This window comes from Weissella sagaensis, from assembly GCF_005405285.1.
In the GTDB taxonomy this organism is placed as follows: Bacteria; Bacillota; Bacilli; order Lactobacillales; family Lactobacillaceae; genus Weissella; species Weissella sagaensis.
On sequence record NZ_BJDT01000002.1, the window covers coordinates 98931 to 117426 of the forward strand.

Annotated in this window: 15 protein-coding genes and 1 tRNA gene; 2 read left to right on the top strand and 14 right to left on the bottom strand. The window is 37.5% G+C overall.

Annotated elements, in window-relative coordinates:
- Positions 1-78: 78 nt before the first annotated feature.
- From FFM55_RS03110 to FFM55_RS03145, 8 genes are all read right to left on the bottom strand, one after another.
- A complete protein-coding gene (locus FFM55_RS03110; RefSeq protein ID WP_042492972.1) occupies positions 79-441 on the bottom strand; it encodes a type II toxin-antitoxin system PemK/MazF family toxin in 363 nt (120 codons plus the stop codon).
- A 10-nt stretch (positions 442-451) separates the two neighbouring features.
- Entirely contained in the window at positions 452-1969 is a 1518-nt protein-coding gene (gene alr / locus FFM55_RS03115; RefSeq protein ID WP_042492973.1) for an alanine racemase, read from the bottom strand.
- Between the two features lie 145 nt (positions 1970-2114).
- Positions 2115-3662, bottom strand: coding sequence for a degradosome RNA helicase CshA (cshA, locus tag FFM55_RS03120; RefSeq protein ID WP_042492974.1), 1548 nt, complete (start codon positions 3660-3662; stop codon positions 2115-2117).
- Between the two features lie 268 nt (positions 3663-3930).
- The gene (gene murA, locus FFM55_RS03125; protein WP_042492975.1) at positions 3931-5193 is read right to left on the bottom strand and encodes a UDP-N-acetylglucosamine 1-carboxyvinyltransferase; all 1263 of its coding nucleotides are present in this window, start codon (positions 5191-5193) and stop codon (positions 3931-3933) included.
- 308 nt (positions 5194-5501) lie between these two features.
- Entirely contained in the window at positions 5502-7112 is a 1611-nt protein-coding gene (gene pyrG, locus FFM55_RS03130; protein WP_042492977.1) for a CTP synthase, read from the bottom strand.
- Between the two features lie 191 nt (positions 7113-7303).
- Positions 7304-7909 carry a DNA-directed RNA polymerase subunit delta gene (rpoE, locus tag FFM55_RS03135; protein WP_042492978.1) on the bottom strand — a complete coding sequence of 202 codons (606 nt, stop codon included), beginning with the start codon at positions 7907-7909 and terminating at the stop codon, positions 7304-7306.
- Between the two features lie 79 nt (positions 7910-7988).
- Positions 7989-8825 carry a Cof-type HAD-IIB family hydrolase gene (locus FFM55_RS03140; protein ID WP_042492979.1) on the bottom strand — a complete coding sequence of 279 codons (837 nt, stop codon included), beginning with the start codon at positions 8823-8825 and terminating at the stop codon, positions 7989-7991.
- Between the two features lie 24 nt (positions 8826-8849).
- The gene (locus FFM55_RS03145) at positions 8850-10211 is read right to left on the bottom strand and encodes an HD domain-containing protein (RefSeq protein ID WP_042492980.1); all 1362 of its coding nucleotides are present in this window, start codon (positions 10209-10211) and stop codon (positions 8850-8852) included.
- A gap of 104 nt (positions 10212-10315) precedes the next feature.
- Between FFM55_RS03145 and FFM55_RS03150 the strand changes: the two genes are divergently transcribed.
- On the top strand, positions 10316-10759 hold the full coding sequence (locus tag FFM55_RS03150) for a YwiB family protein (RefSeq protein ID WP_042492981.1): 444 nt from the start codon (positions 10316-10318) through the stop codon (positions 10757-10759).
- Positions 10760-11077: 318 nt separating this feature from the next.
- Here the strand turns inward: FFM55_RS03150 and FFM55_RS03155 are convergent, their stop codons facing one another.
- From FFM55_RS03155 to yycF, 6 genes are all read right to left on the bottom strand, one after another.
- Positions 11078-12295: a S1C family serine protease gene (locus tag FFM55_RS03155; protein ID WP_137600477.1), complete on the bottom strand. Its 1218-nt coding sequence runs from the start codon at positions 12293-12295 to the stop codon at positions 11078-11080.
- 99 nt (positions 12296-12394) lie between these two features.
- Positions 12395-13195, bottom strand: coding sequence for an MBL fold metallo-hydrolase (locus FFM55_RS03160; protein ID WP_137600478.1), 801 nt, complete (start codon positions 13193-13195; stop codon positions 12395-12397).
- Between the two features lie 108 nt (positions 13196-13303).
- Positions 13304-14122 (bottom strand): two-component system regulatory protein YycI, encoded by an 819-nt coding sequence (locus FFM55_RS03165; protein WP_042492984.1) that lies wholly within the window; start codon positions 14120-14122, stop codon positions 13304-13306.
- Positions 14123-15442 carry a two-component system activity regulator YycH gene (locus tag FFM55_RS03170; RefSeq protein ID WP_165206661.1) on the bottom strand — a complete coding sequence of 440 codons (1320 nt, stop codon included), beginning with the start codon at positions 15440-15442 and terminating at the stop codon, positions 14123-14125.
- Positions 15429-17312, bottom strand: a complete 1884-nt coding sequence (gene walK / locus FFM55_RS03175) for a cell wall metabolism sensor histidine kinase WalK (protein ID WP_042492986.1) — start codon at positions 17310-17312, stop codon at positions 15429-15431. Before walK ends, FFM55_RS03170 begins: the two co-directional genes overlap by 14 nt.
- Before the next feature lie 85 nt (positions 17313-17397).
- Entirely contained in the window at positions 17398-18099 is a 702-nt protein-coding gene (yycF, locus tag FFM55_RS03180; protein WP_042492987.1) for a response regulator YycF, read from the bottom strand.
- 281 nt (positions 18100-18380) lie between these two features.
- Between yycF and FFM55_RS03185 the strand changes: the two genes are divergently transcribed.
- Positions 18381-18453 (top strand) — tRNA-Lys (locus FFM55_RS03185).
- Positions 18454-18496 lie beyond the last annotated feature (43 nt).

Consider the following 18496-nt stretch of genomic DNA (forward strand, 5'->3'; position numbering starts at 1 on the left):
ACCCTCCTTTTCACGGATGTTACTAATAAAAACAGGCGGCTAAAGCATTAGCGCTTTATCCACCTATCTAACATTAAATTACACTAGTCCCAAACTAATGACTAATGCCTGATCAACTCTAACTAATAATTCATCCGGTATCAAACCAATACGATCTTGCAAACGTCTTTTATCAATGGTTCTGATTTGTTCCAATAAAATAACGGAATCACGACCAATGCCAGCTTCTGTTGCTTCTACCGGTAAGCCAACATGTGTTGGTAATTTAGGCTTGGCAATTTTTGCTGTAATTGGTGCGATAATAACAGTTGGTGAGTGCTGATTACCAACATTATTTTGAATAATAACGACAGGGCGTTGACCACCTTGTTCTGAACCAATAACGGGTGATAAGTCTGCAAAAAAGATATCACCGCGTTTAATTTCATTTTTATTTGCCATACGTCTCTCTTTACTTCACTAATTTTCGTGGTAAGCGGGGCGCTAAACTGGTTGCTGCTTCATACGGAATTGTTCCTAAGCGATTGGCTAACATTTCTAGCGTAATTGTTTCTTGACCAGCTTGACCAATTAACGTTATAACCGTTCCCACTGGTAACGCTTCTGGTAAACGAACCATTAATTGATCCATTGCAATGCGCCCAATAATTTCAACACGGCGGCCATCGGGTAACAAACCGTACATTCCTTGTAATTGACGTGCATAACCATCTGCATAACCAATTGGCAACGTCCCAATCCATTCTGGTTGGCTAGTTGTATAAGTCGCCCCATAGGATACAGATGTTCCTGCCGCTACCTGTTTAACATGCACTAAAGCTGCTTTTAATGATAAAGCAGCGATTAACTTATCAGTTGCTAATTCATCACCAGACGGGTTAAAACCATACATAGCTGCTCCAACACGCACGGTATCTAACGTCGGTTGTTCATGCCATAATGTCGTGGCTGAATTAGCCATGTGATACCAAACATCCGCTGGCAAAGTTAAATCATCAACCAAGTCATGCCAATTTTGAAGTTGCTTTTGATAGTAAGCCGTATCTTTTTGATCAGCTGTTGCAAAATGCATACCAATTCCTTTTAGAGATAATTGCTGATGTGCTATTATTTGTGCAACGACTCGTACCAACTCATCTTTTTGACGAATACCAATTCGTCCCATCCCCGTATCGACCCCAATTGACACGTCTAGCCGCTTGCCTTGAGGCATATTGTTAATTAACTCATCTAACCAAGCTTCACTAGTTACAACTGGTATTAATTGATATTTAACTAAATCAGCTGCATAAGTAGCCGGCGTTACACCAAGGATAAAAATTGGTAAGTCAATGCCAAATTCACGTAACCAGATGGCTTCATCAATTGTTGCGACACCAAAACCATCAACATTTGCCTTTTGCGCAGCCAACACCACTTGTGTTAAGCCATGACCATACGCATTCGCTTTTACAATTGCGATAAATCGTTTAGTACCCGTTAAATGGCGTACTGCCGTTATATTATGTGCAATGGCACTTGCTGAAACTTCAATCCAAGCCGGACGCCTAGTACTAATAACAGCTTGATCGATGACATCAAGTTGATGTGGTGCAGTTATTTTTGATGTAGCCGTTTCTAAAATAACAGAACTATGAACCATATCACCTGTATGTGATATTGAAATATGTACGTTAACTTCCCCTTGCTTAGGGTGCTTAACCATAACCGGCTGACCTGCTTCATTTGGCAAAACTTCAATATCTTGCCAACGAGCTTGTGTGCCAATACCAGTTCCAATCGCCTTACTATAAGCCTCTTTAATTGAAAATCTACCCGCTAAAAATTCTTTTTGATGTTTGCCTTTTCGAGCATTGTACACTGCTAGTTCAGCTGGTGTCAAAATAACGTCAATGAAACTCGGACGTCGTTTTGCAACGTCAGCAACATGACTAATCATTTGTGCATCAATTCCATGTCCCACAATCATGTTGTTTCCTCCCAAAAAAATACTAATTTCATTATACCCTCTATGTCCAAATATATTCGCTTAATTTTTATTCTACCATACACAAAAGCATCACAAGAATTTGAATAAATTCTTGTGATGCTTTTAATAATTTTTGACTTAATGATTAGTCGTTATTCTTAATCACAAAGTTACGTGATTGACGACGTGGTGCACCTGAATGTCCACGTTGTGAACGATCACCTGAACCAGTACGTGAACCACGATCATATGAACGACGCTCACGTTGTCCACGGTTACCACGGTAACCACCACCATTACCATGACGACGGTCACCATCGCGACGACCACGGTTACCGCCACCACGACGACCACCATTACCACCATGCTTGTGTGGCAAAGGACGTTCGTGTGATAACTTAAATTCAGCATCCATCTCTTCAACATTAGCGGCAGAACCTAATAAGGCAGCTGCTAATTCACGAGCATCATACTTTTCAGCTAATTGATCAACTAATTCTGAATCAGCAACGTTAGCAGTCGTCTTAACAATTGCATCAACAGATGCAGCTGCAACACTCATACGACCAGCAAGTGCTTCTTCGTGTGTGTATGGCTTTAATGGTTGCATACGTTTCTTAGTTAGCTTTTCAATATCCTTCAAGTAATCCATCTCAGCATTTGAAATGAAAGTTACAGAAGTTCCATGAGCACCGGCACGACCTGTACGACCAATACGGTGAACATATGACTCTGAATCTTGTGGAATATCAAAGTTATAAACGTAATCAACACCAGAAACATCTAATCCACGAGCAGCAACATCAGTTGCAACCAAAATGCGAATTTCACCATTCTTGAATTGTTTCAAAACTTGTGTACGCTTTTGTTGTGTCAAGTCACCATGAATACCAGCAGCATTAAAGCCACGTAATTCCAAACCACGTGTCAATTCATCAACACGACGCTTTGTACGACCGAACATAATAGCTAGTTGTGGTTGTTGTACATCCAAAATACGCGTTAGTACATCGAACTTTTCAAAATCACGTACACGTACGTAATATTGGTCAACTAAGTCTGTTGTTAATTCCTTAGCAGCAATTTGAATGTGCTCAGGATTAGTCATAAATTGAACACCAATACGCTTGATAGCTGCAGGCATCGTTGCTGAGAACAACAATGTTTGACGCTCATCAGGGACGGCCTTCAAGATTGATTCAATATCTTCTAAGAATCCCATGTTCAACATTTCATCGGCTTCATCTAATACCAATGTCTTAACATGTGATAGGTTAATCGTACCACGACGAATATGGTCAATTAAACGACCAGGTGTTCCAACAACAATGTGGGCACCATGGTTTAACCCATTAATTTGGCGACGAATATCAGCACCACCGAAAACGGCTTGTACACGAACATGCTTATCACGACCCAACTTGAATAATTCTTCTTGGGTTTGGATAGCTAATTCACGGGTTGGTGAAACAACCAAGGCTTGAACATCTTTATTATCATTGTCAATCATTTCTAGGATTGGCAAACCAAATGCAGCTGTCTTACCGGTTCCTGTTTGGGCTTGACCAATAACGTCTTTACCAGCCATCGTCAACGGAATTGTCTTTTCCTGAATTGGCGTAGCTTCTACATAGCCATGCTTCTCAATGGCCGTCAAAAGGTCTTGTGTAAGACCTAACTCTGAAAACTTCAAAATTTTTCCTCCAGTAACGATTGCCGCAACAAACGTTCTCTAATTGTCTTGAACTTATCAACATAAAAACAGACTAGACACAATCCGGCGTCCCTACTGCGTCTGTTTTTAGTAATCGTCCGCTAATTTTTGTAACTTATCTAGTTTATCCTTATAATCAGCAATTAGCAACCATTAACACTCTTTTTTTACTTAATTACTCAAAAAAAATGTAAAAATCAAAATGAGTCCGCTTTCATGACCTGTTTGACTTTTACATTTTGAGACATTATTCTTCAGCAATTTCAATATCAGCGTTCAACATGGTTAACTTATAAACAATGCGATCGTAACCACGTAATACGTGTTCTGCATTAATTACTTCTGTTACGCCATCAGCCATCAACCCCGCTGAAACCAACGCAGCACCGGCACGAATTTCAGCAGCCGAAACACGAGCACCATGGAAATCACTGCATTGTGCGACGACCATCTTGCCATGTTCTGGATTTGTAACTGCCATCCCAAGTTTTTGCAACTCTGGTACATGACGTGTACGCTCCGGATAAATTGTTTCATGCACAATACTTTCACCATTTGCTAATGTTAGCAATGGCGTCACTGGCTGTTGCAAATCTGTTGCAAAGCCAGGGAATGGTGCTGTCTTAATTTGAATAGGCTTTAAGTCAACTGACTTAGGGACGTAAATGCTATCCTCGCGAACATCTAATTTGACACCCATTTCAAGTAACTTCGCTGTAAATGATTCTAAATGCTCTGGAATCACATTTTTAACTAAAACACCATCTCCTTGAGCCGCAGCCAAAGCAAGATACGTACCTGCTTCAATACGATCAGGAATAATTGTATGTGTATTTTTAGACTCTAAACGTGACACCCCAGTAATGCGGATAACGTCAGTTCCTGCACCACGAATTTGGGCACCCATATTGTTCAAAAATGTTGCCAAATCAATAATTTCTGGTTCACGAGCAGCGTTTTCTAAAACTGTCGTTCCTTCAGCATGAACAGCAGCCATAATGATATTCATTGTGGCACCTACTGAAACAACATCCAAAAAGATACGAGCACCTTTCAAGCCATTTTCAGCATTAATATACACGGTGTCATTTTTTTCATATACAGTTGCACCTAATGCTTCAAACCCTTTAATATGTTGGTCAATTGGACGTGGACCAATATTATCGCCACCTGGGAACGTCACTGTTGCACGACCAAAGCGTCCCAGTAAAGATCCCATAAAATAATAAGATGCACGCAAAGACTTGATGGCTGTTGATGGTAACTCTGATTCAACAATTTCCGTTGGATCGATCATCAACTCGCCACCCTTAAACGTTGAATTAACGTTCATAGAACTTAAAATAGCTTGCAAATTATAAACATCTAAAATATCAGGTACACTGTCGAATTTCACCGGTGTCTCAGCTAAAATAGCTGCTGGAATTAACGCGACAGTCGAATTTTTAGCCCCCCCAATGGTCACTTCACCACTGAGTCGCCGTCCACCATGGATAATCAACTTCTTCATTTTATTAATCCTTTTAGAGTTAAAACTCTATCATCCTTAATCAAGGTCCATTCATTCAAAATTTTTTGTTATTTTACTTCGCATGACTATCGCCAAACGATAATGATCCCATATCATCATGAATAATATACTCAGTCAATTTTACAGTAGTTACATTTAAATTACAACAACATGTCGTTATTAAACATCTTTAAAATAATACAAAACATTCAAAAAATAACTATATATTTTATTATAACAACTGAATACTATAATAACCTAAAAAAGAGCTGACAATTTAAAATTATCAGCTCTTTTTATATCATTTATTAATTTTCATGATGAGCCAAGGCAGCCTTAACAAATCCGGCATACAAAGGTTCAGGATGATCTGGACGTGATGTGAATTCTGGGTGGTATTGTGCAGCCACAAAGAAATCATTTGCTGGAATTTCAATAATTTCCATTAATGTTTCATCAGGTGAAGTGCCGACAAATACCATACCAGCTTCTTCTAGTTCTTGACGGTAAGTCGTATTAAATTCATAACGATGACGGTGACGAGCTGTAATTTCAGTCTTATCTCCATACAACTTTTTCGTTAAACTACCTTCTTTTAATTTAGCTGGATATAATCCCAAACGCATTGTGCCACCACGATCAGTGATTTCTTTTTGATCATTCATCAAAGCAATGATTGGTGTATCCGTCTTTTCATCTAATTCAATTGAGTTAGCGTTAGCATGTCCCAAAACATTACGTGCAAATTCAACAGTTGCCAGTTGCATTCCTAAGCAAACACCCAAGAATGGCACATTATTTTCACGCGCATATTGGATAGCTGCCATCTTACCTTCAGTACCACGAGAACCAAATCCACCTGGAACCATCACACCATCAGCATCAGCAAGTATCTCAGCAACATTTTCAGCATTAACCTTTTCAGAATTAATAGCCGTAATCTTTACGTCGGCATCAACGGCATAACCACCCGCACGTAACGCCTCATTAACTGAGATATACGCATCTTGCAAGTCGGCATACTTACCAACCAAAGTGATGTTAATTTCCTTCTTTAAATAGCGGATTTTATCAATCATCGCACGCCATTCAGTCAAGTCAGCAGCAGGTGCCGTTAGGCCTAGACGTTTCAAAATAACGTCGTCCATACTTTGCTTTTGCATATTCAAGACAACTTCATACAAAATATCAACGTCTAATGATTCAATAACAGCTTCTGGTTTAACATCTGTAAACAAAGCTAACTTATCACGCATGCCTTGACTAATTGGTTGTTCAGTACGGACAACCAACATATCAGGCTGAATACCTAGTGAACGTAATTCAGCAACAGAATGTTGAGTTGGCTTAGTTTTCATTTCACCAGCAGCACGTAAATATGGAATCAATGATGTGTGGATATAAGCAACGTTTTCTGCTCCTACTTCACTCTTCATTTGACGTAAAGCCTCGATGAATGGTAGTGATTCAATATCACCTACAGTTCCACCCACTTCAGTAATCACGATATCTGCATCTGTCGTTTCCGCTGCACGCATCATTTTTTCTTTTAGTGCATTTGTAATATGTGGAATTACTTGAACAGTTGCCCCATCATAGTCACCACGACGTTCTTTTGCAAGAACCTCTGAGTAGACACGTCCTGACGTCACATTTGAATATTTATTTAAGTTAATATCAATGAAACGCTCGTAATGTCCAAGGTCCAAATCAGTTTCTAAACCGTCTTCGGTCACAAATGTCTCACCGTGTTGATATGGTGACATGGTACCAGGATCAATGTTAATGTAGGGATCAAATTTTTGTACTGCGATTTTGAAGCCACGGTTTTTTAACAAGCGTCCTAATGAAGCTGCAACGATACCTTTACCTAATGATGAAACCACACCACCAGTAACAAAGATGTATTTAGCCGTCATATAAATATATCCTCCGAGTTCTATGTCAATGCCAAAAAAAATAAAAAAGCTCCCAATGCTTAGGTAGCGTTGGGAGCATTAATCAACTTTGATTACGCCTTGTATATTAATACAAGAGCCCGGAATTTAACTATACATTAAAAACACATGACTGTCAAGCAATTAATCAAAGACAACCTTCAACCGATTAATTAGTGTTCAATATCTCCTGAACCATAATCATCATCGACATCAGTCTTAATACCACTAATTTCATCGCCAATGCCGCCAGCAACTTCATCATGACCAAAATCATCATCCGTACTGTCATCGTCATCGGTATCGTCATCATCGATATCATCATCATCTGCTGCATCTGCTACTTCATCATCCGTCGCATCTACATCAAAATCATCGTCTTCAGGATCATCATTATTGTAATCAATAACATCATCATCAGCGTCAGCATCTGCCAAGAAGGCGTTGATTTTCTTACGCTTCTTCTTCTTTGGCTTGCCTTCAACTTCTTCTTCTAGATCCAAATGAACGGCCTCATCAATTGAGTCGATTGGGTACCACGAACGCAATCCCCACATCGTATCACCCAATGAAATGAATGAGCCGTCAATATTCAAATCAGTATAAAATTGTGATAAGCGCGCACGAATCTCTTCGTCCGACTTACCCGTGAATGATTGTACTTCATTCAACAAATCATTAAATCCCATTGTTTCATTACGGTCAGACAAAATTGCACGAGCAACTTCAATCATTGAAAGCTCATCCTTATTTTGGCCGTCAAATTGTGTTAATGCCAAATCACTGCACGTCCTTTCGCGATTTTACTCAATGTCTAATATTACAATATTTCTAGCTTTTCAGCAAATCTTTTTCACTTTATTTTTCTAACTCAGGCACATTTTTACCTAAAACCCACTTTTCAACAGCCAAACCAACGCCATCGTCATTTTGTGAAGTTGTTATGAAATCAGCATTATCTTTAATTTCATCAACTGCGTTGGCCATCGCAATCCCCAAACCAGCTTGTTGAATCATTGTTAGATCATTATGTTGATCACCCAACGCCATCGTCTTTGCTAGATCAATGCCCAATTTATCCGCCAAAATAGCTAAGCCATTACCTTTTGTTGATTCTTTATGCATGACCTCTAAAAAATTAGGTGTCGACTGCACAATATAATAATTATCTTGCAATTCTTTTGGCATATTAGCAACTAATTTATCGATTATTTCTGTTTCATCAATAAACATAAATTTTATATAATGCTCATCAGCCGACATGTCATCAACTGACTTAATTTGCAATGGCATTTGTACCATGTTGTTTTCACCATTTGCATAACGATTAATCAATGTATTGGCAGTAATCGCATAGTCTAACGATTCAATTTGAAAATACGCATCGTATTCATCAGCAACCGCCTTAAATTTCTTAAAATCTGCCAATGATAATTCATGACCACCCAATTTTTCGCCGGCTGTTGTTTGTACAATACTCCCATTATATGTAATGGCAAATTGATTTGTTTCATCAGCCAACCCCAACTCTGCTAAGTAATCTTTTACGCCAGACAGTGGACGTCCCGTTGCTAACACGACTTTAGCCCCTTGCTCAGTCGCATCTTGCAAAGCTTTTTTGACACGTGGCGTAATTTTTTTATCTGAATTCACCAATGTGTCGTCAATATCAATTGTAATTAATTCTATTCCCATTTTAATAATATTTCCCCTAGTTATTTATTTTGGTGCCACCAACGTCTCGTTATGGACATACCTTTGAAAATCTGAATAAATTGGTGCCATAATATCATCCACTGCATGTTGTACTAACATTTCACGCGGGAAGAAAAAGCGTGCATTACCAAAGACGCGCCCAGTCATCGCTTCTACCAAAGCACTTTGCGTTGATAATTCAACCAGCGAGCCATCTAACTGCATTAATTCAATTTGGGTACGTGGCTTTTTAACCTTGGGATCATAAGCATCATACGGCAAATCGAAGCTATCATTTTCAGCAGTATAATAACGTGTATCAAACCCAGCCGAATCAATTAACTGTTTAATGGTTGGCAACAAATTTCGTGTTTCATCTGTAATCACAATCGATTTTAATGGCTTGCGATCAATAAAACGTGTTGCTAAATCTTTCAAAATGGGATCATCAGCATGCCGCCAAGCACTAATATCAGCTATCATCACGGCATCATCCAGCATCAAATACTGTTGCAAGGTTAAATCACCTGCAAATAACGGTTGTAGCGTCGGTGAGATGAAATTAATATTAACGCGAGTATCGTGCTTACTTTCATCATATATAAATTTTGCCCGCTCTAATAAATGTTGCAATACAACTTCAAACGAACGTGATACTGGATGAAAATAAACTTGAACGTACATTTGGTAACGTGACACCACATAGTCTTCAATAGCATATGAACCTTTATCATCAAAGGCAATGCCACCTGCGTACGGGCGCATCACATGAATAATACGTGATAAATCAAACTGACCATATGTAGCGCCAGAATAGTAAGCATCACGTAATAAATAATCCATGCGGTCTGCGTCAATTTGACTGGAAATCAACTGGACAACTTGTGGATTTGGATATGTTTTGGCAATAACACTCGCAACTTTTTGTGGAAAATCTGTACTTACCTTTACCAAGACCTGATGAATTTCAGTATCTGGTGATAAAATAATCGATTGCGTATAAGCTTCATGATCAGTATTAAAAATATGTTCAAAAGTATGAGAATACGGCCCATGTCCAACATCATGTAGCAACGCTGCACATAATAACACCAATCGTTCATTCACATCCCATAACCCATCCCCAGGCTCCTGTGAAGGATAAAATTGCGCTAAGTGATTCGCAAACCGACGCGCAATTTCATACACGCCCAATGAATGTGAAAATCTAGAATGTTCAGCACCATGAAAGACTGCACTGGCAACACCTAGTTGTTTAATACGACGTAGACGTTGAAATTCTGACGTTCCAATCAAATCCAAAATCACTTGATCTTTTACTCGTATTGAATTTAACACAGGATCCCTAAAAACTTTTTCCGAACCTGTTTTAATAAATTGTGCCATGATATCCTTTCCAATTCTGACGAATAATACCTAATTTACTATATTATACCTTATTGAACACGGTATAATAAACTGAAGTAATCTTTAATTATAAGGAGTTTAATATGCAAACCACACCAAAAAGTTGGTCAACTATTGTCACCCTCACCACACAAATTACCCAGGATACAAGTCATGAAGAATTTTCATTTGAAGAAGTCGGCATTTTAACACGTACGCAAAACGCATTATACATTCGCTACACAGAGCATCAACAAAACCTTGAAACACCCGTTACGTTTAAAATATCACAGATTGATGCTGTGCTGTTGCATCGTCATAATGACTTTACTGATATGCAACTGCATTTCGTGCCAAACAAAACCTTTCAAACGCAATATGTTACCTCTCAAGGAAACATACCAATAGCAGTTCGTACTGATTCATTTGTTAATCAAATCACTGCTGACCATCCTTATGGGCAACTAGCGATTACTTATTCATTGCTTAATAACGATAGCATCATTGGCACTTATGCCTTAAATTTATCCATAGCAAAAGCTAACTGATAAAACAAAAACCGTTTACAAAAATAGATTGACACTTGTCAATTCTTTTGTAAACGGTTTTTTGGGGTAAAAAAAAGACCATCGTGCAAGAGGGGGAACGCAACGATGGTCCACCGCCGGCTACTATCGCAACCAGCGAAGGGGGGATACATAGTTTGGGGAACTATGTAATTTCATATACTTTGGGGAGTAATGAATTCCACTAACAAAAGTGAATATATATAATATATACAACTAAAGTTACAAAAAAGTTTCATAATTCTTTCGATTTAAACACAAAAAAAGAAAGTATACTTGAAGTGTACTTTCTCGTCATGTTTATTGTGCATTATTTAAAGAACTGGTTGTTTTATCTAATTTAACTGTAACCGTCTTTTCTTGTCCCTTGTGATAGTACGTAAATTTAACAGAATCACCAACTTTATGCTTATAAAGCGCATCACGTAATTCACCAGAATCGCTCACCTTTGTATCGTCAATCTTTGTAATCACATCATAACGTTCAAGTCCAGCCTTTGCTGCTGGCGAATCATCTTGTGCCTCTACAATAATAACACCATCAGAAACACTATCTGGCAAATGCAATACCTCTCTTTGGTCACTAGCTGACACGTTACTCAAATCAACCATTGATACACCCAAAGCTGGCCGTTCAATTTTACCATCTTTTTCCAGACCATTAATAATGGTAACCACTGTGTTTGACGGAATTGCAAAACCCATCCCTTCAACTGATGTACCATCTTCAGATGACGCTAACTTCATCGAATTAATACCAACAACTTGACCCGCTAGATTAACTAGTGGGCCTCCAGAGTTACCAGGATTAATAGCTGCATCAGTTTGCAAAACATTTGCTTTACCAAGAGAATTTCCTGATTCATCTGTTGCATCAACTTGACGCTTCGTTGCCGAAATAATACCTTCCGTTACTGAAGTGGCATAATCAGATCCTAGCGGCGACCCAATAGCTAGAACTGATTGTCCTGCTTCAACTTTACCAGAGTCGGCAAAGTTAGCAACCTCACTAATCTTATCAGCTTTCACCTTCAAAACTGCCAAATCGGTTTGTTCATCAGTCCCCACTAATTTTCCTGTTAACTTCGTGCCATCACTTAATAAGACTTGAATCGCATTCGAACCTGCCACCACGTGATTATTTGTCACAATATAGGCCGTATTACGATCTTTTTTATACACAACTCCTGATCCTTCCGAAGCTGTTTGTAAATCTGACGAATCACTATCACGATTTTGTGTTTGATCCCCAAAAAAATCGGACTGTAATGATTGTTGTTTTTGTAAATTAATAACAGACACGACTGCGCTAGAAACATTTTTAAACGCTTTAGTTGCACTAGACTTGCCTTTTACATTATTTTCATTCACTTTAACTGCACTATTCTTTGCAGTCGTCACGTTTGCTGCTTGATCATTTTGTGTAAAATGTACGACACCACCGGCAGCAACACCACCACCAATTAAACCAGCAACAACACTCATGACAACAATTTTTGTTCCCGAAGATAATTTCATATCTATGCCCCATATCTTATTCATTTCATCATATATTTATCATAACTAACGTTAGTTGTTACTTTAAGCTGATTCCCTTTAAATCGCCTTAACCCCAGGCTATATTTGAATCAATCTCGTTGCAATATTTGGATCTGTATCTAGTAAATTAAAATCATGATCTACCCCAAAATCATGTTCTGACAAAACTGATTGTACAGTCAAATGTGCCAAGGGTTTTTGATTATTTTCTTGACTCAAATGACCTAAATAAACTTGTTTTGTACGATTACCTAATATCTGGGTTAACGCTAATGCGCCATCCTCATTAGATAAATGCCCTTGATCACCCAAAATACGTTGTTTTAATGGCCAGGCGTAACTCCCCATACGTAACATTTCATAATCATGATTGGCTTCCATCAAAATTGCATCCGCATTTTTTAATGTCCCCACAATACGATCATTTACATAGCCCGTGTCTGTCAACATAGCAAAAGTTTTATTATCATGATGAAAAGCGTAAAACTGCGGATTAGCCGCATCATGCGAAACGCCAAAACTTTCAATGTCCAAATCATCCATTAATTTGGTTTGACCTGGTTCAAATAATTGAATTTGATCGGTATTAATTTTTCCAATTTTACCAGCCATCGCCTGCCATGTTTTTTGATTAGCATAAACATCCATACCATACTTACGCGCCAACACGCCTACGCCAGCAATATGATCACTATGCTCATGTGTCACAAATAATGCATCAACATCATTTAGTGAACGCCCAATTTGTGACATGAGCGCCGTTATTTTTTTACCTGATAAGCCAGCATCAACAAGCACCTTATGTCTGGGAGTTTCAATGTATGTCACATTACCTTTACTACCAGATGCTAACATTGATACTTTAAAATCATTTGACATTCCTAACTCCTTATCAAATAAAAAGCCGTTTATTTTAGTTATCCTAAAACAAGCGGCTTTTTATTTCTGATTCCACCACTTGTTATATTTTAACACGTTGTAAAACCTTTATTTCATAATTGCACCATTTATTGCATTAACTGTAATAATTGTTGCCTTCCGTTTATTATTCGACACCCAAAATTGCCATGTTGGCACAAAAATAACATCTTTTCCTACGGTCGTCATTTCACGATACCCTAATTGTGAAAAGGTAATCTGACTGTTATTCGATAAATCATTATATTGATACAATGAAATCAATGCTTGCTCTTCAGAAATTAATTGTACGTCATCCCGTAAATACTGTGTATCACTTATATAACGTTGTTCATACCCCTTAATTTCATGATTTGGTGTGACTTCAAAAATAATTTGCGCACGCTTTGTAGTAAATGTTCTTTTCTCTTTCGCAATCTTTTGTACATAAACATATAATTTATTTGCTGATTTATTATCTTTTTGCGCAATTTCACTCAATTTAGTGCTCAACTTATATTGGGAACCATTGATAACTTGATCGTCCTGCTTTATAAAATCATTCAAAGCATGAATATCATTTTTACTTGGATAATGTAATTTAACTGGTGTAGGCATCGTTACCTTCAACGTATCGCCTACCATTTTACTTTTCCAATCATGATTCAACTGTGCTTGATGTGCAGCCAAAATACTCCTACCATCTTTACCAGCCACATACGATCCTGTTGTACGACTCTTTGACAATGTCCGGTAAGCAATACCATCATCATGCATCTCGTCTATAATTTGTTCTTCCGTTGTACGACGATCATTAAATGGATATTGTCGTAACCATTGCGTACCTAAGAATATATCCAAAGACACAAAGACAATCAAGAAGGCAGTTAAGACTTTTTTAAAATCCATTTATTGCCCTCCTTTATCAGCTGTCCAGTTATCTACCGAACGCCATACATGATCTTGTTCAAAATACCAAGTTGGTTCTAACGTCACAATTTGATCTTTGGGATTAAGTCGCCAACGATAACCCAGTAAAATTTTTTGAATATCAGTTTTATCAATCCCAGCTGCCATTAATTTATTAATTTCTTCATCCATCGTTGGTAACGTTACTTTATTTTTATTATCAGTTGGTAACGGCACCCGTAATGAATATTGCGACAAAATAATTTGTTCATGGTTATTAGGTTTTTGTTTTACCTGTACCGTACCATTATCAGTTTGGTTAAATACAGGCAATCCATTTACAAACAAACGGTACATTAACGACTTGGCATTATTAGTTTCTTCAAAATAATATAAATCATCCGTCAATTGATGCAAATCAACTAGCCATTGATAACCTTGCCGTTGTCGTTGACTAACTTGATCAACATGATCATTTATACCATACGCATCATAACTAATGATACCAGTCGTCATATTACGAGTCATACGCTGATTATTCCCATTTGTATAAGTCAGAATTTCTTGATCATTATTAACTGTGCGTTTGCCACCATCAGGGAAAATTTTTAATAATTGTGCCATCGTATCATCAGAATTCAATAAATAACTGTGCGCCTGTAACTGAACACGTTCTGTTGGTGCAGTCACAACATGCTTACCAATCCATCGATAATCTACCGGTACTGCACTTTCACTACGTTTCACCTGTTTAATCGTTTGTACAACATCAGTTCCTTGATAATGATAAGTTTTATGATGAGCATCATTATACAAAATAATATTTGTTCCACTTTGTGGCAAACGTACGTGATCAATCATGACATTATCAGCAATTTTGATATCCTTACCAAACACGTTTTTAATAACACTTCCTGACACTGAATCCGGAAAACTCATCACAAGCATATTTTGCTTTGATAAAGATTGCAAATAAGCGCTTTTAGAAAGTTTCTGATCACCTTTATACTTCAGATGCCAACCTTTAACTCGCGAAATTAATTTCGAGGAAACTGCTTGATAATCCAACACGCTTAAATTTTTTGATTTACCATTAAACGTCAATTTTGAAAGGCCGTAAACATTCGCTAAATTCTTCCCCACAGCTTCTTCTTGTTGTGTAGCTGTTATTTGCTTTTTTTGCGTGACATGTCCTGGTGTTTGCCATAATTGAACTGACAAAAATACGCTAATTAAAATGGCAATAATTAGGGCTATGATTAAACCATATCGTTGTCGAAAATAAATTAAGCGAATCCGCCATTGCCTATCTTTCTTCATCCCAATCACCATCATCCCAATCATCATCTATTTCGTTGTATGGCTCATATGGTAATGCTACAAAAAATGTTGATCCACGGCCTTCAGTTGATTCAACCCAAACGCGGCCACCAAAACGTTCGATAATTTCCTTAGAAATTGCCAAACCAAGCCCAGTACCACCTTGTGCACGTGAACGTGCTTTATCAACACGAAAGAAACGATCAAATATTTGCGTTACATCCTTATTTGGAATACCCAAACCTTGGTCTGTAATACTTAAGACAACCTCAGTTTGATGATCTTCTAGTCGTGCCGTAATCACACCGCCATCAGGAGAATATTTAATTGCATTATTCATAATATTATCAAGCACCTGAGTTAACTTTGATGTATCGACATCAACCCAAATTTGAAAATCTGGAATAACTCGTTTAACGGTATAATATTTTTCAGGTTTATCATCATTTGCAATAATCATATCGAAACGATCTAAAACATAATTAAATAAATTAGCAATATTGATAAATTCATTATCAATTTTCATCGTACCAGAATCCATGCGTGATAATTCTAACAAGTCATTAATCATATGAATCATACGTGTTGTTTCATCTTGTGCAACACTCAAGAAACTATGAGCCACTTCTGGATCTTCTAATGCACCATCTTGCAAGGCATCAACATATGACTTAACTGATGTTAATGGTGTTCTTAACTCGTGAGACACATTTGATACGAATTGTCGACGTTCTCGTTCAGTGCGCTGCTGTTCAGTAACATCATGCAACACAATGACTAATCCAGAAATAAATCCGGATGACCGCTCAATTAAACTAAAGTATGCCCGAATCATTAATTGATGTTCATTGGTACTAAAATCTAACAATAATTCATGACGATTGTCCAATAAATCACGCAAACTATATTGATCGGCAATGCGTAAGATATCTAGAATTGAACGTCCTATTGCATCATGATTATCTGCAAGCCCTGTCATTCTTAAGGCTGCAATATTAATGATATTAATATTGCCGCGCCTATCGGTCGCAATCACGCCATCAGTCATATATTCAAGAACTGAATCCAAACGTCGCCGTTCAAAGTCCATTGAATTAGTTGTTTCTTCTATCCGTTCCGCTAGCATATTAACATTTTGTGCTAATTGACCAATTTCGTCATCTGTATGGACATTAATCCCTCCAGAATAATCACCTTGGGCAATTTTATTAGTTCGTGCACTAATTTGTGCAATTGGGCGTGTGATACTACGTGAAATAAATATCGCCATGATAATTCCTAGCACAATTGCAAACACCATTGACGCAAAATAAATAAATGAAATTTTAGATAAATTATCATAAACGGTCTCTACACTAGCACGTACAACAACCACACCAACCACATTACTTTCACCATCAACTGTATTTGTTAAAGTTTTGATAACTAGTTGATAACGCAGTCCATTCTGCGTCACAATGACATTTTTTTTATACTTTCCTCCCGCAATTGCAGCTTTAACGTTGGTATCAGTTGTTTTTTTACCAATTTCATCTTGATTATTAACATCACTAGTTCCTCGTAAAATACCAACGGTGTCAAAAACTTGAATTTCTGAAATAGCTGCATTATTGGTAGAATTTAAAATTGTATGAATATTTTGATTAACATTACGCTGATTATTACTAGCTAACTGTTGCGTTAACGAATCGTCAACATAGGCAGGTAGTGTAATTTGATCACGGAATGTTGATAAACTTTGCTGTTCTAATTGACGCACGAAAAAAGCACCCACTAATTCCAAAGTCACAATTAGCGTTAACGTAAAGACCAATGCAATTTTAAAATGAATCGACGCAAAAAAACGACGTCGCTTATGCCCACTTTCCATATCTTTTATATACTACCTTTCTTAATTGAAAAAAAGCTAGTCCCATGCCATTTCGGCAAGGCACTAGCCTCTGTGTCTAAACACTTTATTCTTCTGAAGCTTTTAGATAGTAACCTACACCACGACGTGTCATCAAAATTTGTGGATGACTAGGTGTTTCTTCAATCTTTTCACGAATTCGACGCACTGTTACATCAACTGTTCGTACATCACCAAAATAATCATAACCCCAAACTGTTTGCAACAGGTCATCACGCGTCATAACTTGACCAATATGCTTTGATAAATGATGCAATAATTCGAATTCACGATGCGTCAATTCAATATCTTGACCATTCTTAGAAACCATGTAAGCTTCCGGATGAATTGTCAAAGCACCAATTTTAATATCACCGCTATCATCAACTTGGCCCTGACCCGTTACGGATGACTTACGACGCAAATTAGCTTTAATTCGCGCTAATAATTCACGATTTGAAAATGGCTTGGTGACATAATCATCCGCACCCATTTCCAATCCTAAAACTTTATCTATTTCTGAATCTTTAGCAGTCACCATAATAACTGGCGTCTGAGAAGTTGTTCGAATTTGACGTAACACTTCTGTTCCTTCAACCTCAGGTAACATTTGGTCTAACAATACCAAATCAGGCGTTTCACTTTCAAATAAATCTAAAGCTTCACGACCATCCATTGCGACTGCAACTTCATAACCCTCTTTAGTCAAATTAAATTTTATAATATCTGAAATAGGCTTTTCGTCATCTACAACTAATATTTTACTCATTATCATTCCTCCCAATGTGGGTCTCTGATTTTCATTATAGCATGCGAGCCAATTTTACCAAAATAAAACTTCATAAATGATATGGCAGTCCACATTATACTTTATTTATAAATAATTATCTCTGAATAATTTCAAAATATTCGCAAATCAAAAAAATTCTAATTTAGATATTCAAACGACTTTTATACCTAAATATTTAGAAAAAGCAATTATTTTGTTGCATTATATGTATATACATGATATATTTATAAACGTTGTTAAAAAACAACTATTACTTTTTTGGACAAGTAGCTCAGTTGGTAGAGCAACGGACTCTTAATCCGTGGGTCCAGGGTTCGAGCCCCTGCTTGTCCATCATTAAAAACGACCATCACATATGTGATGGTCGTTTTTTGAT